This is a genomic window from Bradyrhizobium sp. IC4059 (genome assembly GCF_020193615.1).
Classification (GTDB): domain Bacteria; phylum Pseudomonadota; class Alphaproteobacteria; order Rhizobiales; family Xanthobacteraceae; genus Bradyrhizobium; species Bradyrhizobium yuanmingense.
Map to the genome: position 1 here is coordinate 119,982 of NZ_JADYVH010000010.1, position 22,014 is coordinate 141,995.

The 22,014-nt window shown below is 64.8% G+C and carries 22 protein-coding genes and 1 tRNA gene; 14 read left to right on the top strand and 9 right to left on the bottom strand.

Annotation, left to right across the window (positions count from 1 at the left end):
- Positions 1–44: 44 nt before the first annotated feature.
- Positions 45–659: a ribonuclease D gene (locus I6F12_RS27705; protein ID WP_197955110.1), complete on the bottom strand. Its 615-nt coding sequence runs from the start codon at positions 657–659 to the stop codon at positions 45–47.
- A gap of 207 nt (positions 660–866) precedes the next feature.
- Positions 867–2,177: a UbiA family prenyltransferase gene (locus I6F12_RS27710; protein ID WP_225157668.1), complete on the bottom strand. Its 1,311-nt coding sequence runs from the start codon at positions 2,175–2,177 to the stop codon at positions 867–869.
- Between the two features lie 273 nt (positions 2,178–2,450).
- Between I6F12_RS27710 and I6F12_RS27715 the strand changes: the two genes are divergently transcribed.
- The 3 genes from I6F12_RS27715 (at position 2,451) to I6F12_RS27725 (ending at position 5,653) form a co-directional block, all read left to right on the top strand.
- Complete coding sequence (locus I6F12_RS27715; RefSeq protein ID WP_225157669.1) at positions 2,451–3,716, top strand: MFS transporter; 1,266 nt, start codon at positions 2,451–2,453, stop codon at positions 3,714–3,716.
- Positions 3,717–3,989: 273 nt separating this feature from the next.
- On the top strand, positions 3,990–4,859 hold the full coding sequence (locus tag I6F12_RS27720) for a tripartite tricarboxylate transporter substrate binding protein (RefSeq protein WP_225157670.1): 870 nt from the start codon (positions 3,990–3,992) through the stop codon (positions 4,857–4,859).
- Positions 4,860–5,155: 296 nt separating this feature from the next.
- A complete protein-coding gene (locus tag I6F12_RS27725) occupies positions 5,156–5,653 on the top strand; it encodes a lysozyme inhibitor LprI family protein (protein ID WP_225157671.1) in 498 nt (165 codons plus the stop codon).
- A 159-nt stretch (positions 5,654–5,812) separates the two neighbouring features.
- On the opposite strand, the gene I6F12_RS27730 is transcribed toward I6F12_RS27725, so the two are convergent.
- Positions 5,813–5,899: transfer RNA gene (locus I6F12_RS27730), tRNA-Leu, on the bottom strand.
- Positions 5,900–6,052: 153 nt separating this feature from the next.
- Between I6F12_RS27730 and I6F12_RS27735 the strand changes: the two genes are divergently transcribed.
- On the top strand, positions 6,053–7,018 hold the full coding sequence (locus tag I6F12_RS27735) for a complex I NDUFA9 subunit family protein (protein WP_225135169.1): 966 nt from the start codon (positions 6,053–6,055) through the stop codon (positions 7,016–7,018).
- 186 nt (positions 7,019–7,204) lie between these two features.
- On the opposite strand, the gene I6F12_RS27740 is transcribed toward I6F12_RS27735, so the two are convergent.
- The 3 genes from I6F12_RS27740 to I6F12_RS27750 all read right to left on the bottom strand — a co-directional run bounded on the left by I6F12_RS27740 (position 7,205) and on the right by I6F12_RS27750 (position 10,255).
- Positions 7,205–7,945 carry an SDR family oxidoreductase gene (locus I6F12_RS27740; protein ID WP_225157672.1) on the bottom strand — a complete coding sequence of 247 codons (741 nt, stop codon included), beginning with the start codon at positions 7,943–7,945 and terminating at the stop codon, positions 7,205–7,207.
- Between the two features lie 3 nt (positions 7,946–7,948).
- A complete protein-coding gene (locus tag I6F12_RS27745) occupies positions 7,949–9,274 on the bottom strand; it encodes an FAD-binding oxidoreductase (RefSeq protein ID WP_225157673.1) in 1,326 nt (441 codons plus the stop codon).
- 174 nt (positions 9,275–9,448) lie between these two features.
- The gene (locus tag I6F12_RS27750; RefSeq protein WP_036003355.1) at positions 9,449–10,255 is read right to left on the bottom strand and encodes an undecaprenyl-diphosphate phosphatase; all 807 of its coding nucleotides are present in this window, start codon (positions 10,253–10,255) and stop codon (positions 9,449–9,451) included.
- A 169-nt stretch (positions 10,256–10,424) separates the two neighbouring features.
- Here I6F12_RS27750 and I6F12_RS27755 point away from each other — a divergent pair, with 169 nt between their 5' ends.
- The 3 genes from I6F12_RS27755 (at position 10,425) to I6F12_RS27765 (ending at position 13,220) form a co-directional block, all read left to right on the top strand.
- Complete coding sequence (locus tag I6F12_RS27755) at positions 10,425–11,117, top strand: glutathione S-transferase family protein (protein WP_036024387.1); 693 nt, start codon at positions 10,425–10,427, stop codon at positions 11,115–11,117.
- The gene (queG, locus tag I6F12_RS27760; RefSeq protein ID WP_225157674.1) at positions 11,066–12,241 is read left to right on the top strand and encodes a tRNA epoxyqueuosine(34) reductase QueG; all 1,176 of its coding nucleotides are present in this window, start codon (positions 11,066–11,068) and stop codon (positions 12,239–12,241) included. Before I6F12_RS27755 ends, queG begins: the two co-directional genes overlap by 52 nt.
- Positions 12,242–12,422: 181 nt before the next feature.
- Positions 12,423–13,220, top strand: coding sequence for an acyl-CoA thioesterase domain-containing protein (locus tag I6F12_RS27765; RefSeq protein WP_225157675.1), 798 nt, complete (start codon positions 12,423–12,425; stop codon positions 13,218–13,220).
- A 129-nt stretch (positions 13,221–13,349) separates the two neighbouring features.
- Here I6F12_RS27765 and I6F12_RS27770 read toward each other — a convergent pair whose 3' ends face one another.
- Both I6F12_RS27770 and I6F12_RS27775 read right to left on the bottom strand, forming a co-directional pair.
- Entirely contained in the window at positions 13,350–13,817 is a 468-nt protein-coding gene (locus tag I6F12_RS27770) for a nuclear transport factor 2 family protein (RefSeq protein ID WP_036024382.1), read from the bottom strand.
- 193 nt (positions 13,818–14,010) lie between these two features.
- Positions 14,011–14,799 (bottom strand): alpha/beta hydrolase, encoded by a 789-nt coding sequence (locus I6F12_RS27775; RefSeq protein WP_225157676.1) that lies wholly within the window; start codon positions 14,797–14,799, stop codon positions 14,011–14,013.
- 251 nt (positions 14,800–15,050) lie between these two features.
- Here I6F12_RS27775 and infC point away from each other — a divergent pair, with 251 nt between their 5' ends.
- Positions 15,051–15,590, top strand: coding sequence for a translation initiation factor IF-3 (gene infC / locus I6F12_RS27780; RefSeq protein WP_074447655.1), 540 nt, complete (start codon positions 15,051–15,053; stop codon positions 15,588–15,590).
- A gap of 67 nt (positions 15,591–15,657) precedes the next feature.
- On the opposite strand, the gene I6F12_RS27785 is transcribed toward infC, so the two are convergent.
- A complete protein-coding gene (locus I6F12_RS27785) occupies positions 15,658–16,053 on the bottom strand; it encodes a hypothetical protein (RefSeq protein WP_036024380.1) in 396 nt (131 codons plus the stop codon).
- Between the two features lie 275 nt (positions 16,054–16,328).
- Here I6F12_RS27785 and rpmI point away from each other — a divergent pair, with 275 nt between their 5' ends.
- From rpmI to I6F12_RS27815, 6 genes are all read left to right on the top strand, one after another.
- Positions 16,329–16,529 carry a 50S ribosomal protein L35 gene (gene rpmI / locus I6F12_RS27790; protein ID WP_008539890.1) on the top strand — a complete coding sequence of 67 codons (201 nt, stop codon included), beginning with the start codon at positions 16,329–16,331 and terminating at the stop codon, positions 16,527–16,529.
- Between the two features lie 79 nt (positions 16,530–16,608).
- Positions 16,609–16,968, top strand: coding sequence for a 50S ribosomal protein L20 (gene rplT, locus I6F12_RS27795; protein ID WP_027550107.1), 360 nt, complete (start codon positions 16,609–16,611; stop codon positions 16,966–16,968).
- A 214-nt stretch (positions 16,969–17,182) separates the two neighbouring features.
- Positions 17,183–18,265, top strand: coding sequence for a phenylalanine--tRNA ligase subunit alpha (gene pheS, locus I6F12_RS27800; protein WP_225157677.1), 1,083 nt, complete (start codon positions 17,183–17,185; stop codon positions 18,263–18,265).
- 80 nt (positions 18,266–18,345) lie between these two features.
- A complete protein-coding gene (locus I6F12_RS27805) occupies positions 18,346–18,810 on the top strand; it encodes a DUF559 domain-containing protein (RefSeq protein WP_225157678.1) in 465 nt (154 codons plus the stop codon).
- Entirely contained in the window at positions 18,807–21,215 is a 2,409-nt protein-coding gene (gene pheT, locus I6F12_RS27810) for a phenylalanine--tRNA ligase subunit beta (RefSeq protein WP_225157679.1), read from the top strand. Before I6F12_RS27805 ends, pheT begins: the two co-directional genes overlap by 4 nt.
- Complete coding sequence (locus tag I6F12_RS27815; protein ID WP_225157680.1) at positions 21,212–21,982, top strand: sulfite exporter TauE/SafE family protein; 771 nt, start codon at positions 21,212–21,214, stop codon at positions 21,980–21,982. The genes pheT and I6F12_RS27815 overlap by 4 nt, the downstream gene beginning before the upstream one ends.
- Positions 21,983–22,014 lie beyond the last annotated feature (32 nt).

Sequence of the window (22,014 nt, forward strand, 5' to 3'; positions counted from 1 at the left end):
CGAAACGGGGCGGCAGGGTCAGGCTAACCGCCGCGCGGGGGCGTTCAGGAGTGCGCGAAAATGTCCTCCTCCGCCCAGCCCTGGAGGTCGAGCAGAGCGCGGGTCGGCAGGAAGTCGAAACAGGCCTGCGCCAGCTGGCTGCGGCCTTCCCGCACCAGCATGGCGTCCAGCCGCTCGCGCAAGGCATGCAGATGCAGCACGTCGGAGGCGGCGTAGGCGAGCTGCGGCTCGGTCAGGCTGTCGGAACCCCAGTCACTGGACTGCTGCTGCTTGGAAAGGTCGATGTTGAGTACCTCGCGGACGAGGTCCTTGAGGCCGTGGCGGTCGGTGTAGGTGCGGGTCAGGCGGGAGGCAATCTTGGTGCAATAAATCGGCCCGGTCATCACGCCGAAGGTCTGGTACAGCACCGCGATATCGAACCGCGCGAAGTGGAAGATCTTCGTGACCGCCGGATTGGCCAGCAGCGCCTTCAGGTTCGGCGCGTCGGTGTGGCCCTTGGGGATCTGCACCACGTCGGCGCTGCCGTCGCCGGGCGAGAGCTGCACCACGCAGAGCCGGTCGCGGTGCGGGTTCAGCCCCATGGTCTCGGTGTCGATCGCGACCGCTCCGGTGTAGCGGGACAGGTCGGGCAGGTCGCCGCGGTGCAGGCGTACGGTCATGAAACCCTCGGGTCGAATCGGTGCGTCGATATCATAGGCTAGAGCATGATCCGGAAAAGTGTGCAGCGGTTTTCCGAAAAGATCATGCTCAATCAATAACCTAAAGCGCGATGACGATTCATCTTAATCGCATCGCGCTTTAGTCGAATGGATCGCGATGTAGCCAGTCGCAGCAGGTCACGCAAGCGGCCGTGACCTTACAGCCGGTCAGATCGCAGCGAGCATGATGCAGATCATCGCCGCGACTGCGGTGCGGCTGGGGCCGTCCCGGAACGCGTACAGGATCGGATCGTCCGGCATCTCGCGGCGATGCGCCATCATCAGCGCACGGCCGAACCAGTACAGCAGCAGCGGCGTGAGCAGCCACAGCATCCAGGGGCGGCTGTAGAGCGGCGTCACCGCCGAGGACGAGACGTAGAGCGAGAACACGGTCACCGCATTCATGGCGCTTGCCGCCGCCATCGCGGCGATGACGTTAAGGTCGGTGACGCGATAGTCGCGGTTGGAGGGATCGGCGAGGCCCACGCTCTCGCGCATGCTGAGCTCGCTGAAGCGCTTGATCAGGGCGAGCGAGGTGAACACGAACAGCGAGAAGATCAACAGCCATTCCGACAGCACCACGCCGACGCCGACCGCGCCGGCGACGATGCGAAGCGTGTAGAGGCCGGCGAGCGTGACGATGTCGACCAGCATCTTGCGCTTGAGCACGAGCGAATAGGCGATCGTGGTGGCGAGATAGAGGCCGAGCACGCCGAGAAACAGCGGCGAGATACAGAGGCTGGCGGCAAGCGCGAACAACCACAATGCAGGAATGGCCGACAGCGCCGACGAGATCGGCAAATCGCCGGCTGCGAGCGCGCGGTGGCGCTTGCTCGGATGCTGCCGGTCGGCGGCGAGATCGAGCAGATCGTTCATCAGATAGGCGCCCGAGGCGCAGGCCGAGAACGCCAGGAATGCGAGCAGCGCGTAGCCGAGCGTCGAAAGGTTCAGCTGATGCGCCGTGAGCGCAGGCACGAACACCAGCGTGTTCTTGGCGTATTGATGGACCCGCAGCGCCTTCACCCAGGTGGCGAGGCCGGCTCTACGGACCTCGCGATTTTCGATGCGCGTGATGGAGGCACAATCGAACGGCACGCGCCCCGCCGCGAGATCGGCGTGCGTGACGACGCCATCGAAGCCGAGATGCGCTGAGATCGCCGCGGCATGAGCGGCGAGCCGATCCGCGACGAGATAGATCTTCTCACCGCGCGCCCGTGCCGCCAGCGCCCGGTTCATCACATCGGAATCATAGGGCAGATGGGCGTAGTCGATCTCGGCTCGCGCCAGGATCGCCGTGAGCGCCGCCATCCCCGCCCGTCCGCCCGCACCGAAGCGCGCCAGCATGCGGCCGGGGCTGGAGAACAGCGCCTCCATCAGCAGCTCGGAACGCAGCAGCGCGCCTTCGAGGTCGATGACGAGGGTCCGGGCCGCCGACGGCTCGGACAGGCCAGGATCATACTGGGAGGCACGCTGCTCCATCCGAAAACGCTCTGACTTGCCGTGACATGACCGGCATTCGGCCGGGGGAGCAGGAAATTGGACGGCCAACCCTATGGGAACATTCACTAAAGGCGACTTAATTTGCCTGGAAAGGTGGGACGGCTTTCGCCTCAGGCGCTGTTGCCCGGATCCCACAATCCGGCGCGAGCTTCCTATCCCGGCAGAACTTTTGCTTCGCGTGCCGTGGACATCGTCCCGACCCACCCTATCTGCCAGTTTCCCTCGCCGGGGTCCCACCCTGGATCAGGTGCCATGACCGAACCAACGCTCGCTGCGCCGATCGACGACCAGCGTCCGCGCGGATTTTCGCGCTACCAGGCGCTCCTCATCGCGCTGCTGGCGCTGACGCAGTTCACGATCATCCTCGATTTCATCATCATGTCGCCGCTCGGCGCTATCCTGATGCCCGCGCTCGGCATCACGGCGGGGCAGTTCGGCGTTGCCGTATCGGCCTACGCGTTCAGTGCGGGACTATCGGGCATCCTCGCCGCCGGCTTTGCCGATCGTTTCGATCGCAAGCGCCTCCTGCTGTTCTTCTATGTCGGCTTCACGCTCGGCACGCTGCTGTGCGCGGTGGCGCCGAACTACCATGTGCTGCTGATCGGCCGGATCGTGACCGGATTGTTCGGCGGCGTGATCGGCGCGGTCGTGCTCGCCATCATCACCGACCTGTTCTCGTTGCAGATGCGCGGCCGCGTGATGGGAATCATCCAGACGGCGTTCGCCGCCAGCCAGGTGCTCGGCATTCCCGCCGGCCTGTTTCTCGCCAATTACTGGAGCTGGCATGTCTGCTTCATCGCCATCGTCGTGCTGTCGATCGTGACGATCGCCATCATCGCCTTTGCCATGGAGCCGGTCGACGCGCATCTGAAGCTGAAGCAGGACAGAAACCCGTTCCGCCATCTGGTCGCGACGGTCAGTGAGCCGCGCTACACGCTCGCCTTCGCCGTCACGACGCTGCTGGCGACCGGCGGCTACATGCTGATGCCGTTTTCCAGCGCCTACACCGTGCACAATCTCGGCATCGACATCACGCATCTGCCGACGATCTATCTCGTTTCCGGCCTGTTCAGCATCGTCACGGGACCGCTGGTCGGCCGCGCCAGCGACGCGTTCGGCAAATATCCGACCTTCGTGTTCGGCTGCGCCATGACCGTCCTCATGGTGCTGATCTACACCCATCTCGGCCACGTCTCGCTCGCGACCGCAATCATCGTCAACGTGCTGATGTTCGTCGGCATCTTCTCGCGCATGATCCCCTCGCAGGCGCTGATGTCGGCGATCCCGGAGCCCGGCCAGCGCGGCTCGTTCAGCGCGGTCAGCGCCTCGCTCCAGCAACTGTCCGGCGGGCTCGGCTCGGTGCTCGCCAGCGCGATCATCGCCCAAGGCGCGGACGGCGCGCTACTCCATTTCGACCGGATCGGCTACGTCGTCGTGACCACGACGATCGTCACGCTGGTGATGATGTATTTCGTGCAGAAGGCGGTGGCGGAGCGGACGGGGAAGCGGGTGGTGTGAGGGGGAGAGGAGCCGCCGTCCGAATGCGTTTTCCGCGTGGTGGAAGTCACCTGCTTTGTTGCGGACACAGTGCCACACGTCACGCAGCCACGTTCTTCGCTAGTTTCATCCGATCGGTCCTCGCGACTCGACAAGAAACAGCAAGACCAAGGGCGGGAAATGAGAAAGCTGACACGACGAACATTCGTGATGGGTTCGGCCGTCGCTTTGTGCGCGCCGGCTGTAAGGACCGAGGCGCAATCCGCGTGGCCGTCCAAATCGATCAGGATCATCGTGCCCTATCCACCGGGCGGCCAGACCGACGGCATCGCGCGCGCGTTCGGCGACTTCCTGGCGCGGCAGGTGGGCAAGCCGGTCATCGTCGAGAACAAGGGCGGCGCCGGCGGCGTCATCGGCGTGGCAGAAGCGAAACGCGCCGATCCGGACGGCACCACCATCCTGTGCACGATCTCGTCGTCGCTGATCCAGAACCGCGTCACGGTAAGAGACCTGCCCTACGATCCCGAAAAGGATTTTACCTATCTGACGATGGTCATCGGCGCTGGCGGTCCGGTCGTGGCGGCGAAGAAGACCGGTGCGACCAACCTGCGCGAGTTCATCGAATACTGCAAGAAAGTCGGCAGCGTGAACTGGGGATCCTATGGCGTGGGCTCGACGCCGCACGTCCTGATCGAGACGATCGCCAAGCAATACGGCATAAAGGTTCAGGTCATCCAGTATCGCGGCGAGGCGCCGATGTGGAATGACGTCGCCGGACAGACGCTTGATGGCGCCGCCGGGAGCTATGCCGCAGCCGCGCCCGTCATCCAGGCCGGCACCGGCAACCTGATCGGCGTGGTCGGCACCCGTCTGCCGCCCCATCCGGACACGCCGACCATGACCGAGCAAGGCGCCGTCGGCGACTTCTACAATCTGCGTCCCTTCACCACGTTTGCGGTGCCGTCCGGCACGCCGCGGGATATCGTCGATCGCCTCTCGCCGCTGCTGATCCAAGCCGGAACCGATCCGAAAGTTCAGCAGATGCTGAACAACTTCATCCTGTCATCGCCGGCCGATTTCGAAACGACGAATCGGATCTTCAAGCGCGACAGCGACGTGATGCTCCGCATCCTGGGCGATCTCGGCGTCAAGCCGTCGGATTAGCCGCGTCGCGGCCTAGCAGCCCAGTGCGCTTCTGCTCCTCGTGGCTCTCCGTATTCGGCGCCCAGCCGACATCGAGCGGATCATGGCGACACTCCGGGCGTCTGCCGGCGTGTCAAATGCACGGTCGTCGTTGCGGAGCCGCCCAGATGGTTTCCAGATATGACGTGCAGAAGGCGGTGGCGGAGCAGACCGGGAAGAAGGTGGTGTGAGGAACGGCTCCTGCTCCACATTCGGGTGAACCCACGCCGGGCCTCCGGTGACCAAGGTTGCATCGATGCGCCGAACGGAGATCTCCCGTGAAATTCAAGCTTGCCGCCGCGATCCTCGCCGCAGGCCTCCCGCTGGCATCGATGGCTTTCGCCCAAGACACCGCCCAAAGCACCGCGCCAGCCGACCTTGCCGTGATCGATGCCTGCCTGAAGAAGGTGGAGAAAACCGGCGGTTTCGGCGGCGCCTGCGTCGGGCTCGTCGCCGACCCCTGCATCAAGGCGGCAGAGGGCGCGAATGACGATGTCGCCAGATGGAAGGCCTGCGCGGCGCGTGAACTCGCCGTCTGGACGCAGAAAACCAGTGAGGCGCTGAAGAAGGTTCAGGCCGGCGGGTTCGCCGACGCGATCAAGGCGGTCAATGACTCGCAGAAAATTTTCGCCGCGTCGCGTGATCGCCTCTGCGCGGTCTTCGACAACGTCGACCCCGGCATGTACCGGGGCGGCGCGAGCTACTGCCGCCTGCGCGAGACCGCGAACCGCTCGCTGAGCCTGATCAAGCTCGGCGCTGCGGTCAACGAGCACTGAGGCCTCCTAGGGGGGCTCGGGGTCACCAGCCTTGCCGGCATCTTCCGACGTGGCGACGACGGCCATTCGGCGCGCCATGAGCGCCGTGCTTCAGTGTCGCGGACCGGTCAGCAGCTCGATGTCCTGCGGATGAGCGATTTCAATCGCTTGAGCAGGGGATGGTGCCCAGGAAAGGACTCGAACCTTCACGGCCGTTAAGCCACTGGCACCTGAAGCCAGCGCGTCTACCAATTCCACCACCTGGGCATGCCGTTTGGGGGGCACGGAGGCGGTTACTACGGTTCGGTGACGCCGTTGTCAATTCATGCGTGAGGCCGGGGTCGGGATGCCGATTGCGCATCGCAAACCGGCCCGATACAAGCCTGACAAGACGCACTCTTTTCCTCAGGAATGGCTCCCATGGCATCGAATCTGGACACGCTCGTCACGGTTTTCGGCGGATCTGGGTTTTTGGGCCGCAGCGTCGTCCGCGCCCTGTGCAAGCGGGATTACCGGGTTCGGGTCGCGGTGCGGCGGCCGGAACTCGCCGGATACCTGCAGCCGCTCGGCCGGGTCGGGCAGGTTCACACCGTGCAGGCGAATCTGCGCTATCCGGCCTCGGTTGAGGCGGCGCTGCGTGATTCGCATGTCGTGATCAATCTGGTCGGCGTGCTCACCGAGAGCGGCGGGCAGACGTTTGACGCCGTCCAGGCCAGGGGCGCCGAGACCGTCGCCAAGGCGGCGGCCGCCGCAGGTAGCGCGCTGGTGCATGTCTCGGCGATCGGGGCCGATGCGCAGTCGCCCTCACGCTATGCCAAGGCCAAGGCAGCCGGCGAAGCCGCGGTTCTGGCCGCGGTTCCCTCCGCCACGATCTTCCGCCCGTCCGTGATGTTCGGCCCCGAGGACCAGTTCACCAACCGCTTTGCCGCGCTGGCCCGGATGTCGCCCGTGCTGCCCCTGATCGGCGGCGAGACCAAGATGCAGCCGGTCTATGTCGGCGACGTCGCCAGCGCGATCGCGGATGCTGCCGACGGCAAAGCCAAGGCGGGCGCCACTTACGAGCTCGGCGGGCCGGAAGTGCTGACCATGCGCGAGATCATCGAGGCGATCCTCGAAATCACCGACCGCAAGCGCATGCTGGTGCCGCTGACGTTCGGCCTCGCCCGCTTCCAGGCCAACTTCCTGCAATTCGCGCCGGGCGCGTTCAAGCTGACGCCGGACCAGGTCACGCTGCTCGAGCGCGACAATATCGTGTCGGACGCGGCGAAGGCGGCCGGGCTGACGCTGGAAGGCCTCGGCATCCAGGCCGACTCGCTGGAAGCGATCGCCCCGCAATATCTCTGGCGCTTCCGCCCGCAGGGCCAGTTCCAGCGCATGAGCGTGTGAGGGATCTTCTTTACCTCGCCCCGCTTGCGGGGAGAGGTCGGATTGCGCAGCAATCCGGGTGAGGGGTACAGGTCTCTCGAAGACCGCTCGTGCGGAGAGAGACCCCTCACCCCAACCCTCTCCCCGTAAGAACGGGGCGAGGGGGTGCACTGTCGCTGGAGCGAAGACTGGCCTGTTACACGACTTTCAAAACTTCAGCTTCTTGAACACCGCTTCCGGCAGCGTCTTGATGATCAGCATCACGAGACGCCATCTGCCGCTGACATAGACGATGTCGGTCTTGCTCTCGACGGCGCGAAGGATCGCAGCGCCGACGACGGGGGCTTCGACGGTGAGCGGGCCGATCAGCTTCATGCCTTCGGTCATCCTGGTGCGGACGAAGCCGGGCTTGACCGTGACGACGTGCACGCCGCCACGGCTGGCGCGGGCGCGCAGGCCGGACAGGAAGGCGGAGAAGCCGGCCTTGGCCGAGCCATAGACATAGTTGGAGGCGCGGCCGCGATCGCCGGCGACCGAGGACACGCCGACCAGCGTGCCGCTGCCGCGGCCCAAGAACTTCTCCGCGAACAGGCCGAGGATCAGCGCCGGACCTTCGTAGTTGGAGCGCATGATCGCGGTGGCCTGGGCGAGATCGCTCTGCGCGCTCTCTTGCACACCAAGCAGGCCGACGATCGAGATGACGACATCGGGCAGCGCGGCCAGGCCGGCGACGAAGCCCTCGAACGAGGCGGTGTCGAGCACGTCGAATGTGTGAACACCGACCACGACATTGTAGCGCGCGCGAAGATCGGCGGCGTCAGGCTCCAGCGCGCCGACGTCGCGGCCGGCGAGCCCCACATCGTATCCCGCTTTGGCAAAGGCGCGCGCCGTGGCGCGGCCGATGTCGGATGAGCCGCCCAGCACCAGTACAGACTTGCGCGACGTCACGGCCTAGACCTCATCGAACAGACGTTGTGAAAGCTTGGAGCGGATGTTGCCGGCGGGGTCGAGCGCTTTGCGGATCGCGTTGAAGCGCGGCAAGGCGGGATAGCCGGCTTCGAGCGTCTCGCGCGACTGGCGCGCATCCTTGGCAAGATAGAGCCGGCCACCGGCCGCGACAACGAGACGGTCGATCTCGTCGAGAAAATTCAGGATGTCGCCGCGCACAGGGAAATCCAGCGCCAGCGTGTAGCCGGGCAGCGGAAACGACAGGATGCCCTCGCCCTCGCCGAGCTTCTTCAGCACCGCGAGGAAGGAGGCATCGCCGCGCCGCGCGACGCGACCCAGAATCTCGCCGACCACGTCCCGCGCGCCGTTCTCCGGGATCACGCATTGATGCTGCAGAAAGCCGCGCTTGCCGTAGATGCGATTCCAGTCGGCAAGGCTGTCGAGCGGGAAGAAATAGGGATAGAGCGAGACCACATGGCTGCCGCCGGCCCGGCGCGCGCCCATGCGGTAGTACAGCTCGTTGAAGGCGCGGATGCTGAAGCGGTTCAGCGTCATCGAGGGCAAATCGATGGGCACGCCAAGACCGGGATGCTTGCCGGCGGGAAACGCCGCGGCGCCGGCAGGAAGCTCGTCCTTGCCGGCGTGCTCCCCGAGATAGATCAGCGAGCGGCCGAGATCCTTGCCGCGGGCGGCGCAATCGATCCAGGCCACCGAATAAGTTGCGGCATCGCCTGCATCGAGCGCGCGCATCGCGGCATCGAGATCGGATGCCGAGATCACGCGCTCGCGGATCCATCCCGTTTCGACCTTGCGCAGCCGCAAGGTCGCTTCGAGGATGACCCCGGTCAGGCCCATGCCGCCGATTGTCGCAAAGAATGCGTCGGAGTTCTGCTCGCGCGAGGCTTCGATCAATTCGCCCTCGCCCGTGCGCAGCAGGATGCTGTCGACATAGCGGCCGAAGCCGCCTTCACAATGGTGATTCTTGCCGTGCACGTCGGCGGCGATGGCGCCGCCGATCGACACGAAACGCGTGCCGGGCAGCACGAAGGGCAGGAAGCCGCGCGGGCCGAAGGTCTCGATCAGGTCCGAGAGCAGCACGCCGGCCTCGAGGCGGATTCGGCCGGTCGCCGGATCGAACCACCTGATGCTGTCGAAGCCCGTCATCGTCACGGTCCTGACGGTCCCGATCGCGGCATCGCCGTAGGCACGGCCATTGCCGCGCGCCACGGTGCCGGACACGATGGCGTCGGCAACCGACGCGAACGCGCGCGGACGCAGCATCTCGGTATCGACGACCGGGAAGCGCCCCCAGCCGCTGACGAGGGTCATGGCTCAGCTCCTGCGCCGGGCGCGCCGCCCGGCATTGCGAAACTGAGTACCGATCAAAAGCTTATATTGCGTTGAAGGCGTAGCCCGGATGGAGCGCAGCGTATACCGGGATCGTGCCCCAAGTGATGACGGACCGGGATGCGCTGCGCTCCATCCGGGCTACGGACCAAGGGCCTACCGTCCCAGCGCCAGCGCGATCAGGCCGAGGGTGCCGACGATCACGCGCCACCAGGCGAACAGCAGGAAACCGTGCCGGGTGACATAGGTCAAAAACGTCTTCACCACGATGATCGCGGTGATGAACGACACCACGAAGCCGATCGCGACGATGTTGATGTGGTCCATCGTCATCTCGGCGCGGCTCTTGTAGAAGTCGTAGGCGAACGCGCCGATCATGGTGGGGATCGCCAGAAAGAACGAGAATTCCGCCGCCGCGCGCTTGTCGGCTCCGAGCAACATCGCGGCGACGATGCTGGCGCCGGAGCGCGACACGCCCGGGATCATGGCCACGCACTGCGCGATGCCGATATAGAGATACATCAAGAGCGGAAATCTGGTGGCATCATACTCGCGCGGCTTGAGCTCGAGCTTGTCGACCCAGAGCAGGACGGCGCCGCCGACGATCAGTGTGAAGCAGATGACCCACGGATTGAACAGCAGGAGCTTGATGTACTTACCGGCGACGAGGCCGACGATGACAGCGGGCAGGAATGCGACCAGCACACCGATCACGAAGCGGCGAGCATAGGCATCGCCCGTGAACAGGCCGATGACGACGTCCCACAGCTTGCGAAAGTACAGCCCCACGATCGCGAGAATCGCGCCCAGCTGGATCAGAACCGTAAACGAATCCCAGAACGCGCCTTCGCCGAGATGAAAGAAGCGCTCGGCGATCAGGAGGTGGCCGGTCGAGGATACGGGAAGGAACTCGGTCACGCCCTCGATGATGCCGAGGATCACTGCCCGTATAGCGTCTGACATATTTACGGTCCATTTCGGCTGGAAAAGCGGGGCTCTTCTCGCCTATTCGACCCCATGCCGCAATCGCAAAATGCCAAATCACGCCCTTGCTTCGAGGTTTTGAAGGACTAGTGTGGCGCCGCACAAACATTGATGGATTCTTAAGCACCATCACATAGTCAAAGGCTTCATGTTTACGCTGTTTCATCATCCGTTCTGTCCGCATTCGCGCTTCATTCGCCTGATCGCGGGTGAATACGGGCTCGACCTGAAGCTGATCGAGGAGCGCAGCTGGGAGCGGCGCGAGGCGTTTCTGCTGCTCAATGCGGCCGGCACCACGCCCGTGCTGGTGGACGACGAGCAGCCGCCGATTCCGGGCGCGGCCATCATCGCCGAATATGTCGATGAGGCCTATGGGGCCGGGATGGGCCCCAAGCGCCTGATGCCGGAGACGCTTGCCGAGCGTGTCGAGGTGCGCCGGCTGATGGCCTGGTTCAACGAAAAGTTCTTCGAGGAAGTCTCGCATCCACTCGTCACCGAGCGCATCTACAAGCGCTTCATGAGCGAGGAGAACGGCGGCGGGCCGCCTTCGGCCGACGTGATGCGCGCAGCGAAGGCCAATGTGCGCTATCATCTGGCCTATATCGGCTGGCTGGCGCAGACCCGCAACTTCCTCGCCGGCGACCGGCTCACCTACGCGGATCTCGCCGCCGCGGCGCACCTTTCGGCGATCGACTATCTGGGCGACGTGCCATGGAGCGAGGACGACGCAGCAAAGGCGTGGTACGCGCGGGTGAAATCCCGCCCGTCGTTCCGTCCGCTCCTCAGCGAATGGCTGGCCGGCGTGCCGGCGTCGCGGACCTATGTGGACCTGGATTTCTGAGCTGCGACCCGACTGAACTGAAGGCGGCGCTGGCGCGCGAAGCGCACGCGCTCGGCTTCGACTGCATCGGCGTCACCGCGCCGGGCTCGATCGATGCAGCCGGACAACACTTCCTCGAATTCATCGCCTCGGGCGGCCATGGCGACATGGATTGGCTTGCGAACCAGCCGGAGCGCCGCGTCGACCCGCGCGGGCTGTGGGCCGATGTGCGCAGCGTGATCATGCTCGGCGTCAATTACGGTCCCGACTCCGATCCGCTCGCGATCCTGAAGCAGCGCGCGCGCGCGGCGATCTCGGTCTATGCGCAAGGCGACGACTATCACGACCTCATCAAGAAGCGGCTGAAGGCGCTGGCGCGCTGGCTGGTCGCGACCGCGCCGAGCGAGGTGAAGGTGTTCGTCGACACCGCGGCAGTGATGGAGAAGCCGCTGGCGCAGGCCGCGCATCTGGGCTGGCAGGGCAAGCACACCAATCTCGTCTCGCGCGAGTTCGGCTCGTGGCTGTTTCTCGGCGCGATCTACACCACGCTGGAGCTGCCGCGCGACGAACCCGAGATCGATCATTGCGGCTCGTGCCGAGCCTGCCTCGACATCTGCCCGACCGCGGCGTTTCCAGCGCCCTACAAGCTCGATGCGCGGCGCTGCATCTCGTATCTGACCATCGAGAACAAGGGCCCGATCCCGCACGAGTTTCGCAAGAGCATCGGCAACCGCATCTATGGCTGCGATGATTGCCTTGCCGCCTGCCCCTGGAACAAGTTTGCGCAAGAGGGGCGTGAGGCAAAACTCGCCGCGCGCGACGAGTTGCGCGCGCCCTCGCTCGCTGAGCTGGCACGGCTGGACGACGCGGCATTCCGTGCGCTGTTCACGAAATCGCCGGTGAAGCGCATCGGCCGCGACCGGTTCGTGCGCAATGTGCTGATTGCGATCGGCAACTCAGGCGAGGTGGCGCTGGCTGAGGCGGCGCGGCGATTGTTGGATGACGCAAGTCCGCTGGTGCGCGGCGCGGCGGTGTGGGCGCTGGGCCAGTTGCTGGCGCGCGAAGAGTTTGAGGCGATGAAGGGTGCTGCGATCAGTAACGAGCACCACGAGAGTGTGCGCAAGGAGTGGCGCGCCGCTTCCTAGCTCACCGTAGTCATTCCCCGCGAAGGCGGGGAATCCAGTACGCCGCGGCCTATCGATTCAATCACAACTGCCGCGGAGTACTGGATCGCCCGGTCAAGCCGGGCGATGACACTCGTGTTGTGGCTGGCACATGCTCTCACCACCCTTGATTTCCCCGCCCATTCCCGCAATCTCGCGCGTCATGACAAGCATGCCTTTCTTCACCCGCGACGGCGATACATTCCATCCGACGGAAGTCGCCAACGGTCCATGGGATCCGAAATCGCTGCACGGACGCGTCATCGTCGGCCTGCTCGGCTTCGTCATCGAGGAGCGCCATTCCGGGCCCGAATTCGTGCCGGCGCGGCTCACGGTCGACATGTTCCGGCTGCCGACTATCGACAAGCCGATCGAAGTGACGACGCGGCTGGTGCGCGACGGCATGCGCATCCGCGTGGTGGAAGCGGAGTTCTTTTCCGGCGGGGTCAGCATGGCGCGCGCCTCGTGCCAGCTGCTGCGCAAGACGCAAAATCCCGATGGCAATGTCTGGTCGCCGCCGAACTGGGACGCACCGAAGCCGGCCGAGATCCCCAAGCCGACCGATCCCAGGCTCGGCATGAACGGCAAATGGGCGACACGCCCGATCGTCGGCCATATGGGCTCGCTCGGCCCGCGCAGATTGTGGATGAGCGAGGTGCGTGAGCTCGTCGCGGGCACCCCGATGACGCCGTTCGTCCGCGTCGCCGCCGGCGCCGATTTTGCGAGCCCGTTTGCCAATGCCGGCGACCAGGGGCTCGGCTACATCAACAGCGATGTCACGATCTATCTGCACCGCCTGCCCGTGACAGAGTGGATCGGCTTCGAGGTGGTGAACCACCAAGCCACCGACGGCGTCGCGATCGGCGAATGCTGGCTCTATGACGAACAGGGTCCGATCGGCACCGCGACGGTGGCCGCGCTGGCGCAGCGCAAGCCGATGGTGAATCCGTCGAAGCGGTAGGAGCGCGCGCCTCTCTCCGGTCGTCATTCCGGGATGCGCCGTCAGGCGCAGACCCGGAATCCATCGGGCCGCAGGCCAAGAGTTGAAATGGATTCCGGGTTCGCGCTTCGCGCGCCCCGGAATGACGACCTAGTCCAAATGCCGCTGCATCTCCGGCCGCGCCTTCAGTTCGGCACCCTGCTTGGCGACGATCTTCGCGATCCGCTCCGGGGCGAAGTTCAAATCGACGAACGCCGGCGCGGTGTTGGCGACCTCGTGATAGCTCGCGATCCTGCCGCCCTTCAGCGTCATGATCGCAACGCCCTCGAACATCGCCCGCGCGCCGTTTGCTTCCGGCAGGGTCGATCTATAGCTGAAGGTGTAGCGCGCATAGAGCGTGGTGCCGTCGGTGACGGGATCATGCATGTCCCAGCGGAAATCGGTCGCGGTGCGGTAGAACCAGTCGTCGATCATCGCGGCGATCTTCGCGCGGCCGGCGAAGGCGCCGTAGAAGACATCGTGATAGACGCCGTCCTCGGTGAACAGCTGGGCGAAGGCTTCGCCGTTGCGCTGCTCGACGGCATCGCAGAAGGCGCGCAGCATGGCGGTGGTGGTCATTGGTGTTGCCTCCCAGTTGTTATGCCTCTCCCCTTGCGGGAGAGGCCAGCTCCGCTCGTTGACACGCATTTCGTTCGGGTGAGGGGTTGCTTCCGCGAGTCCAACTCTCATTCGGGCCCGTGGAGAGAACCCCTCATCCGACTTCGCTTCGCGAAGCCACCTTCTCCCGCAAGGGGAGAAGGAAGAGGACACATCACCCGATCTCAGCCACCGCCGCAAGAAGGCGCGCGATGTCCTGCGGGCGGGAGAGGCGGTGATCGCCGTCCTGGATCATGGTAAGCACGACGTCGTCGGCCGGCAGGCGATGGGTCAGCGCAAACGCGTGCTGCCAGGGCACATCAGGGTCCTTCGCGCCTTGCAGGATGCGGACGGGGCAGCCGAGATCGATGGCGCTGCCCAGCACGAGGTGATTGCGTCCCTCCTCGATCAGGTTCCGCGTGATCGGATAGGGCGAGCCGTCGCCATATTCCGACGGGCGCAGCCAGAAACCCTTGGTCTCGATTTCCTTCTTCACTGCGGGCGAAAAATTCTTCCACATCAGCTCTTCGGTGAAATCGGGCGCCGGCGCGATCAGCACGAGCCCTGCAAGCGACGCTTTGCCGGCACGCTTCCTGATCTCGCGGGCGAGCAGCAGCGCCATCCAGCCGCCCATCGACGAGCCGATCAGGATTTGCGGGCCGTCGCAGAAGCGTTCGAACACCGCAACGCTATCCTCGAGCCAGCTGCCGATCGTCCCAATGGCGAAATCGCCGCTGGATTCGCCGTGGCCGGAATAATCGAACCGGACGATTGCGCGGCCGTGCTCGTGGGCCCAGGCATCCAGCGCCACGGCCTTGCCGCCCTGCATGTCCGACTTGAATCCGCCCAGCCAGACCAGGCCGGGGCCTTTTCCGGGACGGCGGCGCACCGCGATTCTGCGTGCGGACGGCCCCTCGCCCACCTCGATGAACTCAAGCACGGCATCGGGAATTGCATCGGTCATGGAACGTTTACTCTGGCTGTGCGGTTTGAGCTGTCCGGACCTATTCCGAAAGTACGACCGGCATCGGTATTGGTCCTTTGGGACGCTTGCGGAACAGAGGCAAGGTGTCTATGTCGGTCAGCGTGCCGAGGGCCGTGACCAAAATGCCTCGCATTTGAGGGTTTTTCGCGCCTCGCACCAGCGACTTGCTTGCCGGCAAACGCATCTTCCTTCAAAATAGCCGCTTCTTTCACAACTTTGGAGAACCACCCATTCGCCGTCCTAATAAAGCTCCGCCCGCTGCCAGCAAAGACGGGCCGCGCATCAATGATGATATCCGCAATGCGCAGATCCAGCTGATCGACCAGACCGGTGACAACAAAGGTACGGTCGAGACCGTCGTCGCCATCCGCATGGCGCAGGAAGTCGGGATGGATCTGGTCGAGATTTCGCCGAATACCAGCCCTCCCGTCTGCAAGATCATGGATTACGGGAAGTACAAGTATTCCGCTCAGAAGAAAGCCGCGGAAGCCCGCAAACGGCAGAAGACCGTCGAGATCAAGGAGATCAAGCTCCGTCCGATGATCGACGACCACGATTACGACGTGAAGATGCGCGCGATGCAGCGCTTCTTCGAAGAGGGCGACAAGGTCAAGATCACGCTGCGCTATCGCGGCCGCGAAATGGCGCACCAGGAGATCGGCACCAAGCTGCTCGACAAGATCAAGACCGACGTCGCCGAGCTCGCCAAGGTCGAGCAGGACGCGCGGTTCGAAGGTCGCCAGGTCGTAATGGTGCTGGCGCCGCGCTGACGCGCAACGCTTTAGGACCTCGAGAATTCAACGGCCCGTCCGGATCCCCGGCGGGCCGTTTTGTGTGTCAGGTCCTCGTCGCCTGCCAGGTTCCGCTGCACTGGTCGCCGGAGATAATTCCCTTCCACGACCCGGCGCCGTTCACGCCGGCGAGCCGGCCGCCGCCACTGGCGTGGGAGGCGCCGACCGAGACCTGCACGGCGACAGCGCCGGAACGGTTGACCCGGCCCGAGACCCGGCCGCCGCCGGCGGAGGAGACGCGGGTGCCGGTCACGGTGAAGGGAACGCTGTAGCCCGAGCTGCAATTGCCGCGGGTGGTGGCGAAGGTGACGTTCCAGATGCCGTCATAGCCGCCGGCGCGGGCGTCAGCCGCCTGTGGCAGCGCAGCCGCGGCGAGCACGGCGAACAGCGCCAGAGGGCGCGGGCGGGCGAATGAAATCAGAAGTTGCGGGAAATGAGCCATTTTGGACCTGCTTCAGGCGAGAAGGCTTGGACATGAGGGGTGGCAGCGTTCAATAGTCGGCGGGCAGGTTGCGGCGGTTCATCGTTGCCAATTGGCCTCTCCTCTGTCATAAGCCCAGCCTTCACCGCCCGGCTGATTTACGGGCTGCCGTGGCGGTGTCTCGTGCGGGTTTCGCGCCTGTTCGCAAAACTTGAGCACAATCAACGCTCTAACGAGCATTTTTGACGGTCCAGCCGCCTTCGCGGGCGGATCTCTGTGGCCATTAGGAGAGCCAAATGCCCAAGCTGAAGACCAAATCGGGCGCTAAAAAGCGCTTCAAGGTGACTGCCACCGGCAAAGTGATGCACGCCCAGCGCGGCAAGCGTCACGGCATGATCAAGCGGACGAAGAAGCAGATCCGTCAGCTCCGCGGCACCCGCGTGCTGTTCAAGACCGACGGCGACAACGTCAAGAAGTACTTCTTGCCGAACGCCTGATCGGGTCCACGATCATTGCCACCTCTGCCGCGCATCCCGCGGCGATCCGATAACCAAGTCATCTCTGAAGGATCTCGTCATGTCTCGCGTCAAACGCGGTGTGACCGCCCACGCCAAGCACAAGAAAGTCTACAAGGCCGCCAAGGGCTTCTATGGCCGCCGCAAGAACACCATCCGCGCCGCCAAGCCGGCCGTGGAAAAGGCCCAGCAATACGCCTTCCGCGACCGCAAGCGTCGCAAGCGCACCTTCCGCGCGCTCTGGATCCAGCGCCTCAACGCCGCGGTCCGTCCGTTCGGCCTGACCTACAGCCGATTTATCGACGGCCTTGCCAAGTCGGGCATCACCGTGGACCGCAAGGTGCTGTCGGATCTCGCGATCCGCGAGCCCGCCGCGTTCCAAGCGATCGCCGAGAAGGCCAAAGCCGCGCTGGCGGCGTAAGCCGCCCCACTGCGCGACTTGCGCAGCGTTCAGCTTGTGATGGCCCGGGCAGAGGCGCGTGTCGCGCGTTCATCGCCCCGGCCGTCATCTCTCGCGCATACACTTCTCCGACGTGGATGCCCGGCGAATCTAACGCGAAGATGCGCTTCGCGCTTTTGGCCGGGCGTGACGGGCTAGGATCATCGGCTCAGCATCCTGGCCAAAAGGGATTGCCATGACCGATCTTGCCCAGCTCCAAGCCCAGATCATCGCCGACATCGCCGCCGCTGCCGACGAGGCCGCGCTCGAGGCCGTGCGTGTTGCAGCCCTCGGCAAGAAGGGCTCGATCTCGGCGCTGCTCGCCACGCTCGGCAAGATGTCGCCGGACGAGCGCAAGACGCAAGGCGCGGCGATCAACCAGGCCAAGGACGAAGTCAGCCAGGCGCTCGCGGTACGGCGCGATGTGCTGAAGTCGGCGGCGCTCGATGCGCGGCTCGCCGCCGAGACCGTCGACGTCACCTTGCCGCTGCGCGATGCGGCGGCGGAAGCCGGCCGCATTCATCCGCTGAGCCAGGTCTGGGACGAGCTCACCACCATCTTCGCCGACATGGGATTCTCGGTGGCCGAAGGCCCCGACATCGAGACCGACGATTACAACTTCACCAAGCTGAATTTCCCGGAAGGCCATCCGGCGCGCGAAATGCACGACACGTTCTTCTTCCATCCGAAAGAGGACGGCTCGCGCATGCTGCTGCGGACCCACACCTCGCCGGTGCAGGTGCGCACCATGCTGAGCCAGAAGCCGCCGATCCGCGTGATCTGCCCGGGCCGCACCTATCGCATCGATTCGGACGCGACCCACACGCCGCAATTCCACCAGGTCGAGGGCCTCGTCATCGACAAGAGCTCGCATCTCGGCCATCTCAAATGGATCCTGCACGAGTTCTGCAAGGCGTTCTTCGAGGTCGACCACATCAACATGCGCTTCCGGCCCTCGTTCTTCCCGTTCACCGAGCCTTCGCTCGAAGTCGACATCCAGTGCCGCCGCGACAAGGGCGAGATCCGCTTCGGCGAGGGCGAGGATTGGCTCGAGATTCTCGGCTGCGGCATGGTGCATCCCAACGTGCTGCGCGCCTGCGGCATCGATCCCGACGAGTACCAGGGCTTTGCCTGGGGCATGGGCATCGACCGCATCGCCATGCTGAAATACGGCATCGCCGATTTGCGCCAGCTGTTCGACAGCGACGTCCGCTGGCTGGGCCATTATGGCTTCAAGCCGCTGGAGGTGCCGACGCTGGCGGGGGGGCTGAGCACGTGATCGCGGTACGCAGTCACACGATGACTCTCTCCGTTCCCTCCCCCCTTGTGGGGGAGGGCCAGGGAGGGGGGTAGCCGCGGATGCCGCACGCAGTTGTCAGCGACCGTCAGCGCAGCAGGGCGAAGCAGCTCCGCCGGACGATGACGCGCGCCGAAACACTGCTGTGGCGCTACTTGAAAGCTAACCGCATGGATGGTGTTGGCATCCGTCGCCAAACGCCGATCGGGAACTACATCGCCGACTTCGTCTGCTTCTCATCAAAGCTCATCATCGAACTCGATGGGGAATCCCACGATGTCGAGGAACGTCAGAAGAAAGATGAACGTCGAGACGCTTTCTTCCTAGCCGGGGGTTTTCAGGTTCTGCGCTTCACCAATGAGCAGGTGATGTCCAATCTCGAGGGGGTTGTTGAGACGATCCGCCAGGCCGCTTCTGCCGGAGGCCGCGGCTCACCCCCCTCCCTAACCCTCCCCCACAAGGGGGGAGGGAACATTGACACCGACCCAAGCAATTCAACCGACAAGAGCCGAGGCACGCAGCCATGAAATTCACTCTCTCCTGGCTGAAGGACCATCTCGAGACTGACGAGCCGCTGGAAAAGCTCGCCGAGAAGCTCACCATGATCGGGCTCGAGGTCGAGAACATCGACGACAAGTCGAAGGCGCTGAAGCCGTTCACGATTGCGAAGGTGATCTCGGCCGAGCAGCATCCGAATGCGGACCGTCTGCGCGTCTGCATGGTCGACACTGGCGACGGCGGTGCGCCGGTGCAGGTGGTGTGCGGTGCGCCGAATGCGCGCGCCGGCCTCGTCAGCGTGTTCTCACCGCCTGGTACCTACATTCCCGGCAAGGATATCACGCTCGGTGTCGGCACCATCCGCGGCGTCGAGAGCCGCGGCATGCTGTGCTCGGCGGCCGAGCTGCAGATCTCCAACGATCATGACGGCATCATGGAATTGCCGGCGGACGCGCCAATCGGTGCTGCCTATGCCGAATGGGCCGGCCTCGGAGATCCCGTCATCGAGATCAATCTGACGCCGAACCGGCAGGACTGCACCGGCGTGCACGGCATCGCGCGCGATCTCGCCGCCGCCGACATGGGCAAGTTCAAGGATCCCACCATCAAGCCGGTCAAGGGCGAATTCCCCTGTCCCGTGAAGGTGACGGTCGAGGATGCCACGCTGTGCCCGGGCTTTGCGCTCCGTCTCGTGCGTGGCGTCAAGAACAAGCCGTCGCCGGAATGGCTGCAGAAGCGGCTGACCGCGATCGGGCTGCGTCCGATCAACGCGCTGGTCGACATCACCAACTTCATGACCTACGACCGTGCGCGCCCGCTGCACGTGTTCGACGCCAAGAAGGTGAAGGGCAATCTCGTCGTGCGCCGCGCCCGCGAGGGCGAGAGCCTGCTGGCGCTCGACGGCCGCACCTACAATCTCGATCCCGCCATTTGCGTGATCGCGGACGAGCACGGCGTCGAATCGCTCGCCGGCATCATGGGCGGCGAAGCATCGGGCTGCGACGAGAACACCACAGACGTGCTGATCGAATCGGCGCTGTGGAACGAGATCAACATCGCCCAGACCGGCCGCAAGCTCGGCATCAATTCGGACGCGCGCTACCGCTTCGAACGCGGCGTCGATCCGGCCTTCATGGTGCCCGGCATCGAGCTCGCGACCAAGCTGGTGATGGAGATGTGCGGCGGCGCGCCCTCTGAAACCGTCCTGGTCGGCAAGACCTTTGGCGACGACCGCCTGATCGAATTCCCGATCACCGAAGTCAAGCGCCTGTCTGGCATTGAGGTGCCGCAGGTTGAGATGAAGCGCATCCTGACCCATCTCGGCTTCATGATGGCGGGTCCCGGCCCGGTGGTAAAGGTCGCGGTGCCGTCCTGGCGCTCCGACGTGCACGGCAAGGCCGACATCGTCGAGGAGATCGTCCGCATCTTCGGCGTCGACAAGGTGCCGATGACACCGTTCGAGCGCGGCGACGAGCCGCGCAAGCCGGTGCTGACGCCGCTGCAGCTGCGCACCCGCCGCGCGCGGCGCGCGCTCGCGAGCCGCGGCATGGTCGAAGCCGTGACCTGGTCGTTCATCGCAAAGCCCGCGGCCGAATTGTTCGGCGGCGGACAGCGCGAGCTCGAAGTGGCGAACCCGATCGCCTCGGATCTCTCCGACATGCGCCCGACCCTGCTGGCCGGCCTGATCGCGGCGGCGCAGGCCAATGCCGATCGCGGCTTTGGCGATGTCGCGCTGTTCGAAGTCGGCCAGGTGTTCAAAGGCGATCGCCCGCAGGACCAGTTCATGGCGGCGAGCGGCATACGCCGCGGGCTTGCTTCGTCCGAAGGTATTGGGCGGCACTGGACCGGCTCGGCGCAGACCGACGTGTTCGACGCCAAGGCCGATGCGCTGGCGGTGCTGGCGGTGGCCGGCGCGCCGATGCAGGCGCTGCAGATCGTGGCGGGTGGTCCCGGCTGGCTGCATCCGGGTCGCTCCGGCACGATCCAGATCGGGCCGCAGAACGTGCTCGGATATTTCGGCGAAGTGCACCCGAGAGCCCTCGAGGCGCTCGGTGCCGACGGGCCGCTTGTCGTCTTCGAGGTGATCCTCGATCGCATCCCCGAGGCGAAGAAGAAGCCGACGCGCGCCAAGCCCTTGATCGAGCTCTCGGCGTTCCAGCCGGTGTCGCGTGACTTCGCTTTCATTGTCGACCGCGCCGTCAAGGCCGGCGACATCGTTCGCGCGGCGCAAGGCGTCGACAAGAAGCTGATCACCGGCGTCAATGTCTTCGATATCTACGAAGGCAAGGGCATCGATGACGGCAAGAAGTCGATCGCGATCGCGGTCACGCTGCAGCCGCGCGAGAAAACCCTGACCGATCAGGAGATCGAGGCGGTCGCCACGAAGATCGTGGCCGAGGTCACCAAGAAGACCGGCGGCACGTTGCGCGGATGAGTCCTGCTGACTTCCTTCCGAAGGACGTCAGCCTCACGGTTGCGGCGGCGCTCTGCGCCGTCGCTTTCGTTTCGGGCACGGCGCGCGGCTTCTCCGGCTTCGGTTCGGCGCTGATCTTCATGCCGCTGGCGAGCAGCATCGCGGCACCGCGGCTCGTTGCTGCCCTGCTTCTCGTCATCGATTTCGTCGCAGCCGCGCCGCTGCTGCCGGATGCATGGCGGAAGGCCGATCGCAAGGCCACGGCCGTGATAGTGCTGGGCGCGCTGATCGGCGTACCCATCGGCACCTATTTCCTCAGCGTGCTCGAACCCGTTACCACGCGCTGGATCATCTCCTGCTTCGTAGCGGCGCTGCTCCTTCTGCTGCTGTCGGGCTGGCGCTATCGCGGCAAGGACCATGCCTGGCTGTCGGTGGGCATCGGCGGCCTCTCCGGCTTCTGCAGCGGGCTCGCGCAAACCGGCGGCCCGCCGATCGTCGGCTACTGGCTCGGCCGCCCGATCGCGCCGATGGTCGCGCGCGCCAATATCGTGCTGTTCTTCGGCGCCTCGGATTTCTTCTCGATGATCAGCTACGCGGCGACCGGCCTGATCAGCCGCGAATCGCTGGTGCTGTCGCTGATCGTCGGCCCGGTCTATGCGGTTGGCGTTGCGTTCGGCAGCTCATTGTTCGGCCGCGCCAGCGAGAGGGTGTTTCGCGGCATCTGCTACGCGCTGATTGCGATGGCGGTGATCTTTGGATTGCCGGTGCTGGATGGCGTGCTGCGGTAACATCTCCGCTGTCGTCCCGGGGCGCGCGTAGC

Coding starts and splice junctions, on each gene's coding strand:
- I6F12_RS27705 (WP_197955110.1), bottom strand. CDS start 659: ATGACCGTACGCCTGCACCGCGGCGACCTGCCCGACCTGTCCCGCTAC.
- I6F12_RS27710 (WP_225157668.1), bottom strand. CDS start 2,177: ATGGAGCAGCGTGCCTCCCAGTATGATCCTGGCCTGTCCGAGCCGTCG.
- I6F12_RS27715 (WP_225157669.1), top strand. CDS start 2,451: ATGACCGAACCAACGCTCGCTGCGCCGATCGACGACCAGCGTCCGCGC.
- I6F12_RS27735 (WP_225135169.1), top strand. CDS start 6,053: ATGGCATCGAATCTGGACACGCTCGTCACGGTTTTCGGCGGATCTGGG.
- I6F12_RS27745 (WP_225157673.1), bottom strand. CDS start 9,274: ATGACCCTCGTCAGCGGCTGGGGGCGCTTCCCGGTCGTCGATACCGAG.
- I6F12_RS27750 (WP_036003355.1), bottom strand. CDS start 10,255: ATGTCAGACGCTATACGGGCAGTGATCCTCGGCATCATCGAGGGCGTG.
- I6F12_RS27755 (WP_036024387.1), top strand. CDS start 10,425: ATGTTTACGCTGTTTCATCATCCGTTCTGTCCGCATTCGCGCTTCATT.
- queG (WP_225157674.1), top strand. CDS start 11,066: ATGGCTGGCCGGCGTGCCGGCGTCGCGGACCTATGTGGACCTGGATTT.
- I6F12_RS27765 (WP_225157675.1), top strand. CDS start 12,423: ATGACAAGCATGCCTTTCTTCACCCGCGACGGCGATACATTCCATCCG.
- I6F12_RS27770 (WP_036024382.1), bottom strand. CDS start 13,817: ATGACCACCACCGCCATGCTGCGCGCCTTCTGCGATGCCGTCGAGCAG.
- I6F12_RS27775 (WP_225157676.1), bottom strand. CDS start 14,799: ATGACCGATGCAATTCCCGATGCCGTGCTTGAGTTCATCGAGGTGGGC.
- I6F12_RS27785 (WP_036024380.1), bottom strand. CDS start 16,053: ATGGCTCATTTCCCGCAACTTCTGATTTCATTCGCCCGCCCGCGCCCT.
- rpmI (WP_008539890.1), top strand. CDS start 16,329: ATGCCCAAGCTGAAGACCAAATCGGGCGCTAAAAAGCGCTTCAAGGTG.
- rplT (WP_027550107.1), top strand. CDS start 16,609: ATGTCTCGCGTCAAACGCGGTGTGACCGCCCACGCCAAGCACAAGAAA.
- pheS (WP_225157677.1), top strand. CDS start 17,183: ATGACCGATCTTGCCCAGCTCCAAGCCCAGATCATCGCCGACATCGCC.
- I6F12_RS27805 (WP_225157678.1), top strand. CDS start 18,346: ATGCCGCACGCAGTTGTCAGCGACCGTCAGCGCAGCAGGGCGAAGCAG.
- pheT (WP_225157679.1), top strand. CDS start 18,807: ATGAAATTCACTCTCTCCTGGCTGAAGGACCATCTCGAGACTGACGAG.
- I6F12_RS27815 (WP_225157680.1), top strand. CDS start 21,212: ATGAGTCCTGCTGACTTCCTTCCGAAGGACGTCAGCCTCACGGTTGCG.